The following is a 17,914-nucleotide window of genomic DNA, read 5'->3' as shown; positions in this document are numbered from 1 at the left end:
ACCCTCCCCAGATAATCATTGTTCTTTTGTACAATTTAAGAAACTGCTTGAACTGTGCGGTTTTATAAAATTTAAAGATTAGGAAACTACTCCGATGGAAAAAAAACGTAGGTTTAAAATTAAACCGCTCGACATCGTGATGGGGACCGTTCTAATCGTCGGTTTGTTGGTCTTGGCATATCCATTTGTGACAAATGCCATGTCATCATTTCAACAGACGCGCGTAGTTAATGAATACCGCAAAAAAATCAACACCATGCCGGACGCAAAACGGGAAGGGGTTGATAAGTGGATTCGTGAACATAATCGCTCACTTAGAACTCCCGATCAACCGATTGATCACGGTGCACCGGCAAATGTCGCCGATCCATTTGTCAGTAATAAAAAAGCAACTAAAAACGATGTCACGGCAAAAGCAAAACCCAACGCCGTTAAAACTAAGGTCGGCGAGGTCATCGGGGTACTAGAAGTACCCAAAATTGATGAAGTTCTCCCTATATATTCCGGGACGAATGTTTACCAGCTCCAAAATGGGGTTGGCTTAGTCGAAGGAACCTCAATTCCATTCAAGCAAAAAGGCATTCATAGTGTGCTTGCTGGTCACCGTGGTTTACCCACCGCGTCAGTTTTCCGTTATTTAGATAAACTAAAAAAAGGCGACTACTTCTTCGTGGAAGAAAATGGTCACCGCTACGCATATAAAGTTAATGATATTCGGATTGTCTCGCCAAAAGAGGCCACTAAATTCGAAATTGATAAAGATAAAAATTATGTATCCTTGTTAACTTGCACCCCCTACATGGTTAACTCACACCGATTAGTGGTGCGTGGTTACCAAGTACCAATGCCCGAAGGAGTTAAATCGGGTTGGCCATGGTGGACGCCATACTTAATTGGCTTCCTGGCAATCATCTTGACTGCCCTCGCCCGTTACTTATATCGGCGCCACCAGATCAAGCAAGACATTAGTAGTAGTGGTTGAAACCCCCTCACCAAATAAACCAACTGATACACCGTAAGCCCTTATCACGGAGCCACGCGGGTATCCTGAATCCATTGAAAATATGAAGGAGCAAAAATATGCTAAAAAGACATTCAAAAAAATTCGCTAGCATACTTTTCTTGGTACTAGGATTAGTTACCATGTTTACGACAACTAATCCTGTCACTGCCGAGAAACGTGAGCAAATGAACATTTCAACAATTCGTAACACCACTGGGGAAACTAATCCGATTAACTTTGTGATGTTTGACCTAGAAAACGCACACGTCAAAAACGCCTTAACTGAGGCACCCTTTGATGTTGAGAACTATGATTTAGCAAGCATGTCATATGGTGATGCTTCTAAACTTTATCTGACACTGAAAAACCTAGCTGATGCAGACGACTCAGGTTTGTCACTTGCTGATGTCGGTATTATTTCAGAAGATAAAGTCACAAAAAGTGACAATAGTTCATCTTCACTATTCACTAACGTTGCCACATTTACTGACGACAATCAGGAACACCCCCACCAATACATTCTGTATGAATTGAATCGTGCTGGAGCGCAATCATATGCTGAACCTAAGTTGATTGATTACGACAACTTGGATCGTGAAAGTGAACTAGAAGAGGGCGATGATGTCGATTTCGTCACGGTGACTCCTAAAACTAACTATCCTTTAGGCTCATACCACTTCATTAAAACTGATGGTACTAACCCGCTCCCTGGAGCAACTTTTGCAATTTTTAATTACAATGATTCATTTGATCCTGCCCATTTTGATTTTTCTACATTATTTAATTCTGAGTCTAACGAATTCGATTCTACTAAGTTACCTACTGGTGTGACGGCAGTTACCCATGAAGTTGAAGGTCAAAAAAAACCAGCACCCCTAACTTCAACTTCAAACGACGAAGGGCTAGTTTTCTTCGGTGATATTGATTGGGCGAGCTACACTAAACCTAATTTCTTCGTCATCGAAACTAACGCACCTAATAAGTACCACTTAAACACAACGCCACTTATTTTCAGCTTCTCAGAAAGCGCTAGCAATGGAAGCACGGTCATTACTGGTGATAACCCCGCTGAAGTTGCCAATGAACCGTTAGACGAAATTTTAGGTCGCGCAAACTTTACTAAAGTCCGGAATGCAGACTTTAGTAACCCGCTAGCCGCATTAGAAGGGGCCACTTTTGACCTTTATTCTTATTCTGTTCCAACGGGAATTGATTTTAGTGCTCCCGTAACTGATAATCCAACATTTGATGGCAAAGGACAGCGTGTCGTAGATGAAGGCGGAACACCAGTATCACAAATTTCTAACCCCGATGGTAGTTTTTCATTCGACTTTAACTACGGCATCCCTGATAAAGTAGGCGAAGACGTTGGTCCTAAGTATTACTATCTTGTTGAACGTACAGCCCCTAATAAATACGTCCAATTGACTTTAGCAGTGCCATTCACATTGACACCTGAAAACAATTATACGTTGAACAGCGGTACCCCCCAGCAAATCGCCAACACCCCTGAAGAGGTTGAAGGTGAGGCATACTTTGTAAAACAAAGTACTAATGGTACTCACCTCGCTGGTGCACAATTTGAACTTTATAGCTACGATCCTGACGAATGGAAAGCAAGCGATGCCGATAAAATGGCATTAATCACTGCAGAAAACCCTATTCCAACTGTTGACGTTGACGGTGCCCTTGTACCTGCACCAGGTGTTACTAAAGTCGGTGACGCTGTAACATCAGGTGAAAATGGTACATTCTCATTTAAGAATCTGGGCCTTGGCCATGAATTCGATGCCGATGGTAATCATCGTTACTACTACTGGGTCGAAGTTAAAAAGCCAGAACTTGGAGTAGGTTTCGTTGATCCGGTGGTTACTACCGCAAACTTCTTTGAATTAAATACTGCATACCGAGCTTACCCTGCAACAACACCAGTGGCTTCAGAGGCTAATCCACAGCCGGTAATCAATGTGCCACTTAGAAACTATGAAGGTGCTGCATATTTCCGTAAGGTAATTACTGATACCGCGGTACAACTCCCAGGAGCTAAGTTCCAACTGTTTAGTATTGACGATGACTATGATGTTGTTGCTAATAGCGATAACTTGGACTGGGCGAAAACAGATGAACACGGTATCAAACCAGTTCAACTTGGTGAAGAAGGCAACAAGTCAGACGCGATTGTTACATCTGATGAATATGGTAATTTCTCATTTGTGGGTATTCCACTCGGACTAGCCGATGAAGCTACAGATATTCCACAACGCTTCTTCGTAGTAGAACTTAACAAGCCCGCGGTGCCACTTGACCAACAAACAACAATTGATGGTTTTGCGGATCGCGCAGCAATTCCATTCACGTTGACACAAGCATCCCCTGTCTTCCCAACCAGCATTCCCGAAATCATCGGGAATGACCCAATTGAAACGAAATTCGGTGAAATCGACTTCACTAAATACAGTATTTCAAAGGGTGTTCGTGACGAAGAAGGTCTTGCCGGTGCCACATTTAAGGTTTACAAAACTAACAAAGAACAAACAATCTCAAGCAAAAAATCTGTTGGCACGGTTGGCTTGTCAGACGTGAATGGTAAAGTTCACATCGAAGGTATTCCAACTGGTAGTTCAATGGAAACTTCAACTAAGTACTACTATGTTGAAGAAGTTACAGCCCCTGACACCCACATTAAGTCAACTGAGAAGCACTACTTCTCAATTACTAATACTAACGGTGTCCTAACATATGGTGGTTCTGACTTTGAAACTAATGCCACTTTAGAAGCAACTGATTTAGATTTTGACAATGAAGAAATTATCCAAGAATATGGTAATGCGCACTTTAAGAAGGTCATCGCCGGTACTGATACTGGTCTTGGTGGTGCAACTTTCGACCTTTACCGGACTGAAGAAGCAAACACAACTACTAACTCAGATCCAATTATGACTGGTTTAACTTCATCAACTGTCGCAGGCAAACTTGGTGAATTATTCATCAATGAAATTCCGCTTTGGATGACTGATCAAGCTAAGGATGCCGCGCACTTCTACTTAGTAGAAACTGGCAAGCCTACCTTGAACGGCAAACAAGATGTCGCTGATTTCGAAACTAATAATGATCCAATTTACTTCACATTAGATACAGATAATGACTTTAGTTTTAGCTCAGCAGAAGAACCTGCTAAGATTGACAACACGCCAATCGGGCACGCCTACTTCGCGAAGGTTGATGCCGGCGATGAGAAAGCTCCATTGCCAGGTGCAATGTTCGAACTTCGTAAAGCTGCGCCTGATCAAACGGAACCTAATGTAAACGATCCCGTAATCGCTTCTACTGTTTCATCCGAAGAAGTGGGCCATGAAGGTGAAATTTCATTCCCTACCATCCCACTAGATGATAACAATACTGGTAACTTCTATGTCATTGAAACTGATGCACCAACCGGTTATGAAACACCAACTACGGATGACAGTAAGTTTTACCGTTTCTTCACATTAAACGAAGAAAATAACTTTACGGTTAACGATATCAATAACCCATTTGAAAATACGCAAACGCGTGAAACTGCGCATATCGAATTCAAAAAGGTTATCGAAGGTACAACTGAAGGTTTACCAGGCGCAACTTTTGAACTCCGTAAAGCCGCTGCTGGTCAAACAGTCCCAGATGCAAACGATGAATTAGTTGAAGTACTCAACGAGGGTGGCGAAAGCGTTAACCCTGTCACATCATCTGCTGCAATTGGTAGCGAAGGTAAAATTTCCTTCGACTTTGATCTTGGGACAGTTAACGCCAACGCCAATGCTAGTTATAACTACTATGTAATTGAAACTGGTCGTTCAACTAGTACTGATACGGTCTTTGAAAAACCAGATGCAACTAATTCAAAGTTCTATCGTTTCTTCACTTTGAACAAGGAAAATAACTTCAGCTATGTACCAACTGCGTTTTCAGACATTTATAACATTGAAAACCAGCCATTAAGTGGTTCTGCTCACTTTAAGAAGGTACTAGCAAGCAATCATGATGTTGCACTAGCCGGTGCTGAGTTCAAACTCTTTAGTTATGATCCTACTGAATTCAACCCTGAAGAAGCTTCATACGCTGAACTCATCGATAATGGTTCTTCAATTGGTACAGCCGTATCTACAGAGGACGGTTCATTCAATTTTGCAAACCTTACTCTGAATATGGCAACCGACAACAACGTAAACAACGTAACGCATTTCTACGTCGTTGAAACTGCCTTGCCAGATATTCCTGATAGCGAAAGTACTAAGAAGCCAGCCACGGTTGGTTTCCTACCACTTGAAGAAACACGGCCAACCCTCTTTACTTTGAATGCTGATAAATTATCTAACTTCAAAGAAAATGGTGACTTGTTTACGACAACAGATCCACAATTGATTGAAAATACTGCCGTTGATGAAATTCGTGGGAATGCCTACTTTAAGAAGGTTGCCACGGAAGGTAAGTTCAAGAATGGCTTGCCTGGTGCTGAGTTTAAGTTACACGAAATCAGTAAGACTGATTTTGATGACAAAAACACGGACGCCAATGATCTTGCCGGTACAAACGCAATTACGAAAACTTCAAGTAATGTAGCTGGTCACATCGGTGAACTTTGGTTCGAAAATCTCGACTTAGGAACCACTCACGATGCTGACAACACGCACTACTACTACCTTGAAGAATCATCAGCACCAACTGATTACTCACTTAATTCTCGTAGCGGAATTTTCTTCAAGTTAGGTGATGGCGAAAATACGCTGCATCTTAATGAAAATTCAGCAGTTTCACCATTAGAAATCAAAAATGCACCAGCGCTTCTCAATGGTTCTGCTTACTTTATGAAGCATGATGATAAGGGACGCGCCCTCCAAGGTGCAACCTTTGAAGTTCGTAATGCCAACGATAACACTGTCGTTGCGCAAGCTACATCTGATGCCGATGGTAATATTTCATTCGATAGCGCTCACGAAAATGCCCTTCCACTTGGTTTAGTCGATGCGGAAGATAATAATCGTCGTGATTTCTACTTGATTGAAACAGCAACCCCAGACGACAAGTATGTGGTTGATAACACTAAGCACCAATTTAGCTTGAGCAGTGCCCAATTGACGTACGAACTTACAGCGCCAATTATTAATGCTCCTATTAAAATGTGGGGTAGTGCTAACTTTACTAAGGTTGATTCTAACCAGCCTGATAACACATTAGCCGGCGCAACTTTCGAACTTTGGGAAACTTCAGTTGCTGGTAAACAACAACCTGTTGGTACTGAACCAATTGCGACGGTAACTACTAAGGCCGATGGTAAAGTAACATTTAACAAGAACATTCCGCTTGGAACAAAGGTCGATGAAAGTAATGAACACCACTTCTACTTAATCGAAACTAATGCTCCAGCTGGTTATAAACTTGAAACAGCACCACTTTACTTCTCATTAGGGGCCCTCGAAAACGATGCGGTTAACACAACTTATCCTGCATCAGGTACTGAAAAGATTGATAATGATCCAATTGGTAACGCCTACTTCAAGAAGGTTGAAGCTAATACCGGTAATGCGTTGCCTGGTGCAACCTTTGAACTCTACCGCGATAACGATAACGATGGTAAAGCATCCGCCGGTGATGGTGATCCAATTGCAACTCGTGTCTCAACTGCAACTGGTGAAATGTCATTTACTAATATTGATATTCCAAAGAACAGCATCAACAACTACTACTTGGTAGAAACAGCCGCACCATTTGGATTTGAAAAACTTGAAGCACCATACTTCTTCAAGTTGAATGCTGATTATACCTTTGCAACGGTCGCTAAGCCTACTGAAATCACCAACACCCGTATTCCAGTACCAACTGACCCAATCACTAAGAAAGAAGCTAGTGGTAACCCTAGTTACGACTTCACTGGTTTAGAAACAACTAAATCATGGATTCTGAACGTTAACTTGCCACAAACCCTTTCTAAGATGGACAGTATGAACATCGCGGATAATTACGCGAAAAACTGGAAGTTTATTGTTGGTAGTACCCAAATCATTGCCACAATGAAAGACGGTTCAGTTCGGACCCTTGTACCTGGCGTAGACTACACTGAAACCGCCACTCCAGCTGCTAACAAGGTTACTTGGAACTTCTGGAAAGACGGCAAACCCGTCGCAGCCGACGCCCAAATCGCTGACGTGCAGAGCTTACAAGTAACGTATTCAACCCAAGTTACCCCACCCGCAAATGGGCCTTGGCACGGATTAGTAAGCTCATACATTGAAGATCCAAGTAAAAATACCGCAACGCTCACTTACCAACCAACCAACGGCCCTGAAGTCTCATACGACGACAAAGCTGAAGTTTGGACGGGTGGTCAACACTTCATGAAGCAAGATCCTGAAAAGAACTTGCTAAACAACGCTCAATTCGTTGTTTACCGGGTAGTCAACGGTAAGAATGAATACTTGAAGTACGTGAAGGTTGGCAACGATGCACGCGGTAAAGTAACTTGGGTTGCCAAGCAATCACAAGCTACTAAGATTAAGTCTGGTGAAGGCTGGCCTGATGACCACGCTAAAACTAGCAAAAAAGGTAAATTTAGCGTGACCGGTTTAGCCGATGGCGATTACTGGATCAAAGAAACCAAAGCACCATCACTTGGTTCAGGTATCTCATTTGATCTACTTAAGGAACCCGCTAAATTCACAATCACCAAGGATTCATGGAATGGTTCGACAATTACAATTACCAACGTCTTAACAATCTGGGATCCAAGTACTGGTGGTGACGATCCAAAACCTAAGCCACACAAACCAACTCCTAAGCCTAAAAAGCCTATCGTAGTTGTACCATTACCAGGTAATAACACATTCCCTGTAACTGGTGGCATGGTTGTAACAAGCATGTTTATCCTCGCTGGTATCTGGATTATCACGATTGCATTACGTATCGTGAAAACCAAAAAAGTCGAAGATAACTAATCATTTTAAATAATGGCAATAAAAGCCGCAAACTCCAGAAATTTTGGAGTTTGCGGCTTTTTAGTTGTACTATTACGAGTTACGTGGGATTGAATAAGATTGGCCACTGCGTGCCAGTAAATTACTTGGCGCACCACGCTGGAAGCAACCTCCCAAGCCAAAGTGCGGTCTTGTGAGGTTCGGATAAGCTGGGACTCTACGGGAATAAATTCCCTAGACTCCTCATCTCATCCTCAGCGTCGATATGTGTTACACACATGTCGACCCAGTCGCGGTGTAAAGGCTGCGTCCGCCAAGTAATTTACCGTCACTCCGTTAGTTCGTAATAATTCTCAGACTAGAAGTCTTAAAAATAAACCACCGCTGCAATAATTGCCGCGCCCATCGCAATCGTCGTTGTCATCATCCACTTGAGATTGCTATCAATTTTAGTATTCACTATGTCGAACTTTTCATCTACTCGCTGGAACTTTTCATCTACCTTATCAAATTTTGCATCTATTTTATCGAAATGTGCATCTACTCGCTGGAATCGTTCGTCCACCTTGTCGAATCGAGCATCTATTTTTTCATCTCTTGCTGCAAATTGTTCAGCTCCCCTATCAAACCAGGCATCCATCTTGGCATCACTTGCCACAAAGCGTTCGTCCATCTTTGCAGTGATGCTCAATTCTAAGTCCTTTAACTTCACATCGGTGCGACTTTCAAGATCGTCTAACCGCGCATCTAAATATTTTTCAGTTACAACTTTATCTTCCATGTCGCCACCCCCGTTTCCGTTATTTTTGTCTTTATTATACAGCATTCCAACGACGTTTTCCGCATTCATATGCATGAAAAAAGAACTTCCAACCGCAATTAGAAGTTCTTCGTTGTTATCATTCCCATACGCACCACTTGATAAACTTGGCAAGCTTAGTGCTAGCCATACAAATTATTTCAACATACCAACTTCAGCTTCATACTGGCGCACGATGTCATAATTTGCATCCTTAGCCGGTGTGACGCCTTCCCATGAGTACACCGTCGACATAATATCATGCCCTTGCTTAGTCTTGGCAATCGCCTGCATAGCGTCTGAAATCTTCTTCTGCCAACGCTTGTTGATTCCTGCTCGCAGGGCAATTGTGTCATTTGGAATAGGGGTCGTCATATAAAGAATTTTCGTATCGTTAAAGATTGTTGGCACGTCGCCTTTTACGATATCACGTGCATCATTGAAAACAAACGCCGCGTCAGTGTCCTTGTTTTCAACAGCGAGCACGCCTAAATCATGTCCTTTTACCGGGACAGTTGTATAATCGCTGGGCTTAATCCCCTTCTTGGCAAGTTCAACCATGGGAAAAATGTAGCCGGCATCCGATGTCGGTTCTTGAACAGCAATGCGTTTGCCTTTCAAATCTTCAATCGTGTTGACACCGGAATCTTTCCGGACTAATACTTCCGCCGCATAACTATCCGTCAGCTTATCAGTTGGTTCCCCCGTGGGTTCTTGTACCCCGTAACGTTGTGCTTGCAGAATTACGTTCGCCCCATACTTTTGGTGGGCAATCGTGTACGGTGCTGGCGGTAAAAACCCCATATCAACCTGCTTTTGCCCCATCGCTTCAACAATTGAATTGTAATCGGTCGAAACAGAAACATGTACTGGAATACCCAGGCGTTTTACCAGTAATTTTTCCAGTGGCTTCACTTTTGTGGCAATCGTGGCGGCATTTGAAGAAGGTACGAATTGTACGGTTAAGTCTTTCAAATCGCCCTTTTGCGGCTTAGGCGCTGCCGGTTTACCGCATGCGGCCAGTAAAATAACGACCACTAAGGACATAACCAGTATTAACCCATGTTTAAAATAACGCATAACTGTAACGTCTCCTTCGTAAATTCTTTGATTTTATATCCGTTAATTATGTACATTTTGATTTTCAAGACGCCTTCACATATTTATTAGCGCAAAGTAAAAGCATCGTAAACATTAATTATACTTGATGAGCCGGTAAAAACAAAATACGCCAACCGAGCTTGTGCTTAATGGTTCTACTTATTCTAGCGGGCGATTGACGCTTCTGTACTTTCAATCATCGAATTACTGAGGTTCTATCCTCAGCGTTGGTTTTTTCATGCTACTGTTGCCTGTTCTTGGTAACTGTTTTTTACTAGTTACATTATTCCTAATTTACCGGCACGCAGTGGCCAATTTTATTCAATCCCATCGCAAAAAAACACACAGCTGAATGCACTGTGTGTTTTGTACTTTATTAATCGTTATTCAATGTTGGTTTGTAAGCAGCGATGTACTTTTGTCGGTTAGCCATGTAAATAATCAAACCAATTACCAAGCCAATCAAGGCTGGCACAATAAAGTCTAATTGGTACTTGTATAACGGCACGTACTTAATCGCCCAGTCCACTAGGTCATGTAGCCATTGCGCTTTAATCAAGTCTTTAAACCCGGCGGCTGCATCGAGAACTGACGAGATTAGAGTCAAGCTTGTCACCCAGACGTACACTGGCCGGGCCCCGTGGAACAAGGGACGTGTCAATGACAAGATAATCAGCGTGATTGCCAATGGGTAAACAAAGAACAGGAATGGCACAGAAATCTTGATCAATTCCGTTAAACCAACGTTAGCTAACAAGAAACTTAAGAAAACCGGTACGGCAACGTAAGTCCGGTAGCTGAAACGTGGCCAACGCTCGTGGAAGGCGACCCCAAAGGCCGAAGCCAACCCGATTGCGGTGGTAATACATGCTAAGCCCGCGATTGCCGCAAAGATCGCTGAACCAAAGGGACCGAAGTAATATTCGGCGATTTGTGCAAGGACAACACCCCCATTGGCACCGATTGGGAAGTGATTCAATGATGTCGCACCGGCATACATCAAACCGGCATAAATGATTCCCATGCCCAAAATCCCAAACAAACCAGCTTTAAACGTTGTGATGGCATTCTTTTTAGGTTCTTTAACACCCAAGTTAGCCACAAACGTCACTGCCAAAATCCCAAATTCCAATGAAGCCAAGGCATCCATCGTCCCATAACCTTGCAAGAATCCATTCGTAAATGGTGCGGTATTATATGGCGCAACTGCATTAAATCCCGCGGTACTACCCATTGGCTTAAAAATGATGAAACCAAGTAAAATAATAACTAATACTAAGAACAATGGGTTCAGGTACTTACCAATAACATCTGAGATTTTATTTTCATTAACTGACAGAATATACGTTAAGCCAAAGAACAGCAATGAGAAAATGAATAAGAACAACGCGCTGTGGCTAGGCTTCACGTATTGTTCAAAAGCAATCGTGTAAGGTACGGTAGCCAACCGGGGCATTGCATAAGCTGGTCCAATCAGCACGAACAACGCTACCATTAGGAAGGTCGCATACTTATGTCCGACTGGTTTAGCCAAGTCGTAAACCCCACGCGCCCGGGTTGCCGCAATCGCCACAATCCCTAGAAGCGGTAATAAAATCGCGGTTGATAAGAAACCGGCCCCAGTACTAAAAATATTATTTGCTGCTTGTTGTCCAAGGCTCACTGGAAAAATCAAATTTCCGGCGCCAAAGAACAAGCCAAAAACAGTTGAAGCAATTAACGCATACTGTTTCCAACTAAGTGATGATCTGTTGTTCATTAGCATGTCTCCTTCTATGAGAAAATATTAATTTAATAATCTTACCACAAATCCATAATTGATTGTAATACCAAGCATTAACGACGTTCTTAAGCTAAAAAATCACGACAAACGGTGGTTTAATAGTTTCGAACGCACAACAATAGGCTCGGTTTTCTCCCTTACTGAACCTCCAATACGGTTTAGAACCGAGCCTATTGTTGTAAGTCAATGAAGCCACATTCCCCATCTAACATAAAATAACGCGCACACTATTTTGTGTACCGGCTTCGTAATTATGTTGTGTCCGGGCTTAGCTACATTTATATCGTCTTATGCAATTGCCATGCCACCATCCGTCGTATTCACCCTAGTCAGGTAGACACTGTGGCTTGCTTTACGGTGCTTGGCTTTCACTACCACATGGTATTGATTATCTTGGAGCATCGCTTTAGTCATCAACGAGAAACTCAAATGCTTGGCTTTCTTACCGAGCTGATAGCTACCGATTTTTTGCTTATTCTTATAAAGAATGACTTTAGCGCCTGCCGTCGCACTGATTGTTCCATCGGTTAAGAAAACACCACTATAAACACTTGCGCCTGGTTCAGTAAACGCAACTGGATTAACGCCTGTCGCCTGCTGAACAACTGGTTTCTTACTCGTATAATGCTTTTCCGAATAACTGGCCGTCCCCGTGCCAGCTTTACCATGCCACTTAAATACTACATTAGGAAAACCAGTGAGCTTGAATGTTGTCCGATATTTATTTTGCTTGGGCTCCACTTGGTACTGCTTGTTACCAACTGTGATAGTCAAGTGCTTAATATTCTTCGCATTCCCCCAGATTGTTAATTTGTTACCCACGTAATTGAAATGTGGTCGTGCTAACTTTGCTGTTCGCGCTACCGGTACTACTGTCGTACTCGCTGCCGCCCCTACTACCGGTGTTGATAATGCAACGATTACCATTACTAACATCCATACTTTTTTCATGATAAACCCCTTTCCCCATTGTTAATCAAATCAATAATATTTTAATTATACCGATATTGTCGCTGCCGTGCTACTCAAACAAATTTCATTTTTCCAAAAAGAACGCCCATCGCTGGTCGCTTCCTTTGGATTAATCAGTGGCTTTATCTTTTCGTTGGCGTTTCCCAAGTAAGAATGCCAATATAATCAAGATAATGCCCCCAACAAAAGCAATCAATTGGATGGCTATTCCACCCGTTTTTGGAAAGAAATTATCTAATCTTTCTTGGATGATATTTTTCTTTCCTGGTTTACTAACTTTTTTAGGATGCTTTACATCTTCACCACCAGTCTCAGGATAGTAAACACTCGCTGCTTTACTAAGGTCGTAACGAATGACAATTGGTGCGTCAAACGAAGCTGGCCATGTCGCTTCATGAATTTCAAACGGCACAATTTGCTTCAAAGGTCGATAACCACCTTTTGGCGGCGTAATTTCTTCCAAATAATACTGGCCCTTTTGCATCCCCGTCAACACGAACTTACCGGTCTTATCATTAGCAGCTTCGTTAACTGTTAACCAGCCGTCACCAGCCGTCAAGACCGTTGCTTCAATTGGCTGCGTCCGCCATTGTAAGGTTGTTCGGCTTTCCAAAGTACCTTGATCATTGTAATGGAGGTATTCTTTAGTCCTAGCACGTTCGCGGTACACCCGATACTTGGCTCCATCAAGTGGGTAGTATTTCACCGGTTTTGTCTGCGAAAGGCCATACTGTTCGGTGCCTTTTAACGTAATAGGATTTTGCTTATGTTTTGGATTGGCAATGACGTCACTCTTAGCTAAATTTTTCTTAGTTGTGACCACTTGAATATGGTATCCACCAACCCACACATGCGCATCAGCTGATAAAGTATGCAACGGATCCGCCAAATTGCTATAGTACATGTCAATATGGTTATCAAAAACCTTGGCATCGTGGTACCACACGCGATTACTGTCAGTTGGTAAATTGTCAGTAATCGTCGTGTAATCAAGTTGCAAACTAACCACATCAGCTATCTTCTGACTGGTTGCCACGCCGTTTTTAACCAATTCCAACGCTAACTCATGCTCGTTTTTGCCGTTCACGGTTGTCGTCATTTGATAATCCACGCCAGCTTGTAGTGTAATTTTTTGTCCAGTAGCTGTTTTACCAATAACCTTAAGTGAATCCGGTGCTAAGTTCCAATGTTTGCCGAGATTATCAACTAACTTCAAATTCTGGAATTCATCAATTTTGGCGTGGAGCTCAGCTGTCACCGTCCACGGCATCCGATATTGCGCTGGCACTTTATCAAACGGCCGTGAATATGAGAACTCAAAACTTTCCCGGTCAGCCGTTTTAGTTAACTGTGGATGAGGATAGTTGTAGAATTTTTCGGCGGGATCAAAGCCCCAAGTTGGCGCACTTGCTGAAATTTCAAAAAACATCGGTGTGTCACGTAAGTCATACTTACCATCCACACTCAGTTGTACCAGGTAATAAAACCCAAATGGCAAGGTATCAACCTTAATCCGCCCATTTTCGTCCGTTGTTAAATCAAAGTATTCCACCCCCAATTGGCTTGGTGATTCACGCAACTCATTTGCCGTCCACTTTGTAATATCCACTTTAGTCGGGTCATAGTGGACCAAACGAAACTGCGAACCAATCAACACGGTACTCGTGCCAATCACTAAATTAGTAACTTGCATTGAGCCAACAACAGACTGTTTCATGTACAAATCAACCTGATTTTCAGCATCAAGTTGTTGCTCTTTGACGATGTTATCGTAATCAATAATCATCGGTAAGAGCATCCGGTCTTTTGCCATCGTGCTCACAGGCACAAGCAAGTAATTGCCTTTAGCTAAAGTTGTTATCCCCGTATTATCTGGGCCAACTGTGACCATCTGGGCAATATCTTGATGCGCTTGGTAGTAGTTAGTCGCTGCTTGTGGCTCAAGCAGACGTTTTTCCGCCGCTTCATCCAGCTTGTCCAATGGCACCAGCGCCACTTGCCCAGCTAACTCGCTATGCACCCGGAGCTGATACGTATTCGACTCATCCGCGTGAATAAAAGCCGAAAACTTCAGCAACCCCGCCACACTTAAAATACTCAATAAAACCAAGCAAAGTCCCCAAAGACGGACATGGTGATGTGGTCTTTTATTTGTCATGCGTTGGCTCCTTTCCGATGTTGTTAGTGCTGCCTTCATGTTTCACGTGAAACTAAATTCAGCGCCACCGATTTTCATTATATGTACACGCAGGTAACAGTTTGTCACCTGCGCGATTGTGCTCCAAATTTCGCTTAAACTACTTATTCGTAACTGTGAATTGACGCAGTACCGAATATCGTAGCTATCGTGCTAAATATTAACTATTCTGCTTCTTGTTCAGCTAAAGTCATTCGACGCTTACGCATGTACCAGTAACCTACGCCAAGAAGACCAAGGAGAATCAAGAATAGTGAACCAATACCACCAGTGATTGGGAATGGGGTAGCTCGTAAATTCCGAACATCAATCAAGCTATTATTCGTTCCCTTAACGTTACCCATCACAATCGCATAATTTTTATCAACAGCTGATGATACTCCTAATTTAATAGCATTATTAGTTTTATATAAATCTTGGGCAACAACAGCAAAGTTAATTGGTTCTTTCTTCAACCGATACTGTTGTGCCGAAGCAGTTTCAGCATTTGGTGTTTTAATTTCGACCAAATCATAATACATGTCATGATTCCTTTCAGGATCTGTATTGAGACCTGCTGGTGCCAAACCACGGACTGCAATCACCCCATTAGCATCTGATTTAAAGACGGTTGGGTGGTTATTACCTGAGTTAGCAATTTTTTTGTCTTTGTAGTACGTAGCAGCACCTGTATCAGTTTTTACGTCTGTAGTCCAATTCAAAACTGTGTTACTAGTGCTAGTGGGTACTGTATACGGTTCTTTAGCACTATTTCCGGCTTGTAAGTAGTCAACTTTCCACGCCGTACCAGTCCAAGTATGTCGACGCAATTGGAACTCTGCTCCTGCTAGTTCATTATATGGATGATCCGCATCAATACCAGCCTCGCTTGCCTTCGACGAACCATCTAACTTAATGAAGTTTTGACCACCTGTTTTGAAGTTAACTTCACGTTCAATAATCGTGTCTTCACTTGTTCCACCGGCCCATTCGAACTGACCGACATTATCGATTTCAATACCCTTGTTAAACAAGCCATCTTCTGGAGTTGCAGTGAATTCGAATTCGATTGAATAAACATCCTTTACTGCCTCCTTTCCACCTAAATGTGTTTCTAATTCTGGAACATTAACCGTACATAACAATTGTGTACCTGCGGGTGTACCTTGTTCAAATGGTTGATTCTGTGGTAACACACCCTCCCATCCGTTACTTGATGGTGCATCTTTACGAATATCAAACCAACCAAGGTGCGCAATTCCTGACTGGCTCTGATCATCAGCATATCCATCCAAGAATTTCCCTTTATAAAGTGGGTCATTTGCAGTGTCTGCCGCTGCACTATAGTATCCCATAGTTTCGCCTTTTTGGTTTTTGATAACTAAGCGCGGATTTAATGTCGTTTCCGTAATTCTTGTTAGCGGCAACATTTCTTGCCCACTATCGTAATAGAGCCCCTTTTTGTGGTCTCCGGTTGTCGGGAAATCTGTTTTTTTAAATACACCATCAGTGTTCACATTTAATAAATCACCTTCGTTAGTCGTTAAATCCCAAGTATTTAATTTTTTTGTTGCAAAAATATCGTAGAATGACAAATACTGACTATCACCAAACACAAGATTAGGATCAGGTAGGGTTGCCTTTAATGTGTACTGAAATTTTTGAATTCCCCTATTATCCATATTAAGCGTATCATTTGTCACACTACCCAAAGTTGCATTAGCATCACCTAACACCTTCAGTGTTTTGTCAAAAGTTGGCTTTACATAGTTGGTAAAAACTTTGGTTACTTCTGGACTTGAGTTGGGTACCGTAAATGTTTCAAACCCATTGCCATAATTTGGCAATGCTGCATGTGTACCAGCTCCATTAGCATTCGTATTATTAATTTCAAAACAAATTGGATAACGATTTAAAGAATAGCCACCGTCTGCCGGTTCTGCTTCAATCCAAAAGTAGCGTCCCTTAGGTAAATTGGCAACAGCAATCTTCCCATCAGCCTGACTGCTAAATTCACCATTAGTTGGCGGTACCGCCTGCGTGCTATTTGATTCCGTTGCAAGTACACGAGTTACATCCGATACCCCACTCACCTTGTATGTTACACCGCTTTCAAAACTCGGCCAATTAGCGGCTGTGTTCCTACTTGCAGTGACATCCAACTGGTTGTTTGGTAATTCTGACCATGCTTTTTCCGTTGCCCCAGCTGGCATTTTGTATAACAAAAATTTAGCTCCGGCAATCGGTGTTTTTGTTGTTTGCTTTAATGAAGTTCCATCATACTTGTAAAATTGTGAACCACCTACTGGATATTCATTTTTGGGATACACATGCAACGTATCATTACCAGTGATATTCAATGGTTCACCTGTTGATTCAACCATAATCGGTAAATCAAGTAACATTGGTGTCGCAACTTGCCGCTTCCCTGTTTTGGTAGTTGCTATTTCAAGCAAGACGTAACGTGAGTTGTTTGAAATATTTGAAAAATTAATTTTACCAGCAGCGTCCGTGTTGTGAGTACCTGTACCTGCACTATCTGTACCTGTAGAACTAACACGTGTCACAGCGTCAGCTGTTATATAGTTTTGCAACAGCAGATTGATTATAGTATTAAATTCTTCACTGGCAGTTACGGAACCAGTATTTTCAATGGTTTTTGTATCTGAGTTACCCAAAGCTGCCTTAAGTTTTTCTTTGATATTCGGGTAATCGTTTGCTTCGATGGTGTAACTTCCCGACTTAATCGCATCAAACCGATACTCTTCAATTAATCCCACTAGATCACTGTACATTTCATCGGTAAAGTGATTTGCTACGGTTGCATCATTTTTATTCCCTAAACGGTACAGTCGAAATTGGGCTCCTTGTTCCGGCGTTCCCAAGTTCGTTTCCTGTACTTTACCTTTGTTATCAATCAAGTTATCACCTGTTGGCATTGTTTCATACCATGTTTTAGTAACTTCGATTTTTATTTTGTCCAAAGGCTCCGCCGCACTGACCTTTGTCTGCCAGATATTAGCAAACGAACTGAACAATAGTGTAACAATCAACACTAATGAAAATAATCTATGTTTATTTTTTCCTTTCAAACTATGTTCCATGTATCTTTCCTCATTTCTTGTGATAGTAA

The 17,914-nt window shown here is 42.2% G+C and carries 8 protein-coding genes; 2 read left to right on the top strand and 6 right to left on the bottom strand.

All coding sequences use genetic code 11. From position 1 onward, the window contains the following. Positions 1 to 94 precede the first annotated feature (94 nt). Both EQG49_RS07790 and EQG49_RS07785 read left to right on the top strand, forming a co-directional pair. Positions 95 to 982 (top strand): class C sortase, encoded by an 888-nt coding sequence (locus EQG49_RS07790; protein ID WP_133363447.1) that lies wholly within the window; start codon positions 95 to 97, stop codon positions 980 to 982. A gap of 98 nt (positions 983 to 1,080) precedes the next feature. Then, positions 1,081 to 7,971, top strand: coding sequence for a SpaA isopeptide-forming pilin-related protein (locus tag EQG49_RS07785; RefSeq protein ID WP_133363446.1), 6,891 nt, complete (start codon positions 1,081 to 1,083; stop codon positions 7,969 to 7,971). A gap of 346 nt (positions 7,972 to 8,317) precedes the next feature. Here EQG49_RS07785 and EQG49_RS07780 read toward each other — a convergent pair whose 3' ends face one another. The 6 genes from EQG49_RS07780 to EQG49_RS07755 all read right to left on the bottom strand — a co-directional run bounded on the left by EQG49_RS07780 (position 8,318) and on the right by EQG49_RS07755 (position 17,885). Continuing rightward, the gene (locus EQG49_RS07780) at positions 8,318 to 8,806 is read right to left on the bottom strand and encodes a hypothetical protein (RefSeq protein WP_133363445.1); all 489 of its coding nucleotides are present in this window, start codon (positions 8,804 to 8,806) and stop codon (positions 8,318 to 8,320) included. A 99-nt stretch (positions 8,807 to 8,905) separates the two neighbouring features. Next, positions 8,906 to 9,829, bottom strand: coding sequence for a phosphate/phosphite/phosphonate ABC transporter substrate-binding protein (locus tag EQG49_RS07775; RefSeq protein WP_133363444.1), 924 nt, complete (start codon positions 9,827 to 9,829; stop codon positions 8,906 to 8,908). 397 nt (positions 9,830 to 10,226) lie between these two features. After that, a complete protein-coding gene (gene brnQ, locus EQG49_RS07770; protein WP_165964831.1) occupies positions 10,227 to 11,609 on the bottom strand; it encodes a branched-chain amino acid transport system II carrier protein in 1,383 nt (460 codons plus the stop codon). A gap of 312 nt (positions 11,610 to 11,921) precedes the next feature. Continuing rightward, the gene (locus tag EQG49_RS07765; RefSeq protein ID WP_133363442.1) at positions 11,922 to 12,584 is read right to left on the bottom strand and encodes a hypothetical protein; all 663 of its coding nucleotides are present in this window, start codon (positions 12,582 to 12,584) and stop codon (positions 11,922 to 11,924) included. A gap of 130 nt (positions 12,585 to 12,714) precedes the next feature. Next, positions 12,715 to 14,763, bottom strand: a complete 2,049-nt coding sequence (locus tag EQG49_RS07760) for a prealbumin-like fold domain-containing protein (protein WP_165964830.1) — start codon at positions 14,761 to 14,763, stop codon at positions 12,715 to 12,717. 203 nt (positions 14,764 to 14,966) lie between these two features. Beyond that, complete coding sequence (locus tag EQG49_RS07755; protein ID WP_133363440.1) at positions 14,967 to 17,885, bottom strand: SpaA isopeptide-forming pilin-related protein; 2,919 nt, start codon at positions 17,883 to 17,885, stop codon at positions 14,967 to 14,969. Positions 17,886 to 17,914 lie beyond the last annotated feature (29 nt).

This window comes from Periweissella cryptocerci (genome assembly GCF_004358325.1).
In the GTDB taxonomy this organism is placed as follows: domain Bacteria; phylum Bacillota; class Bacilli; order Lactobacillales; family Lactobacillaceae; genus Periweissella; species Periweissella cryptocerci.
This window is presented reverse-complemented; position numbering and strand designations above follow the sequence as displayed.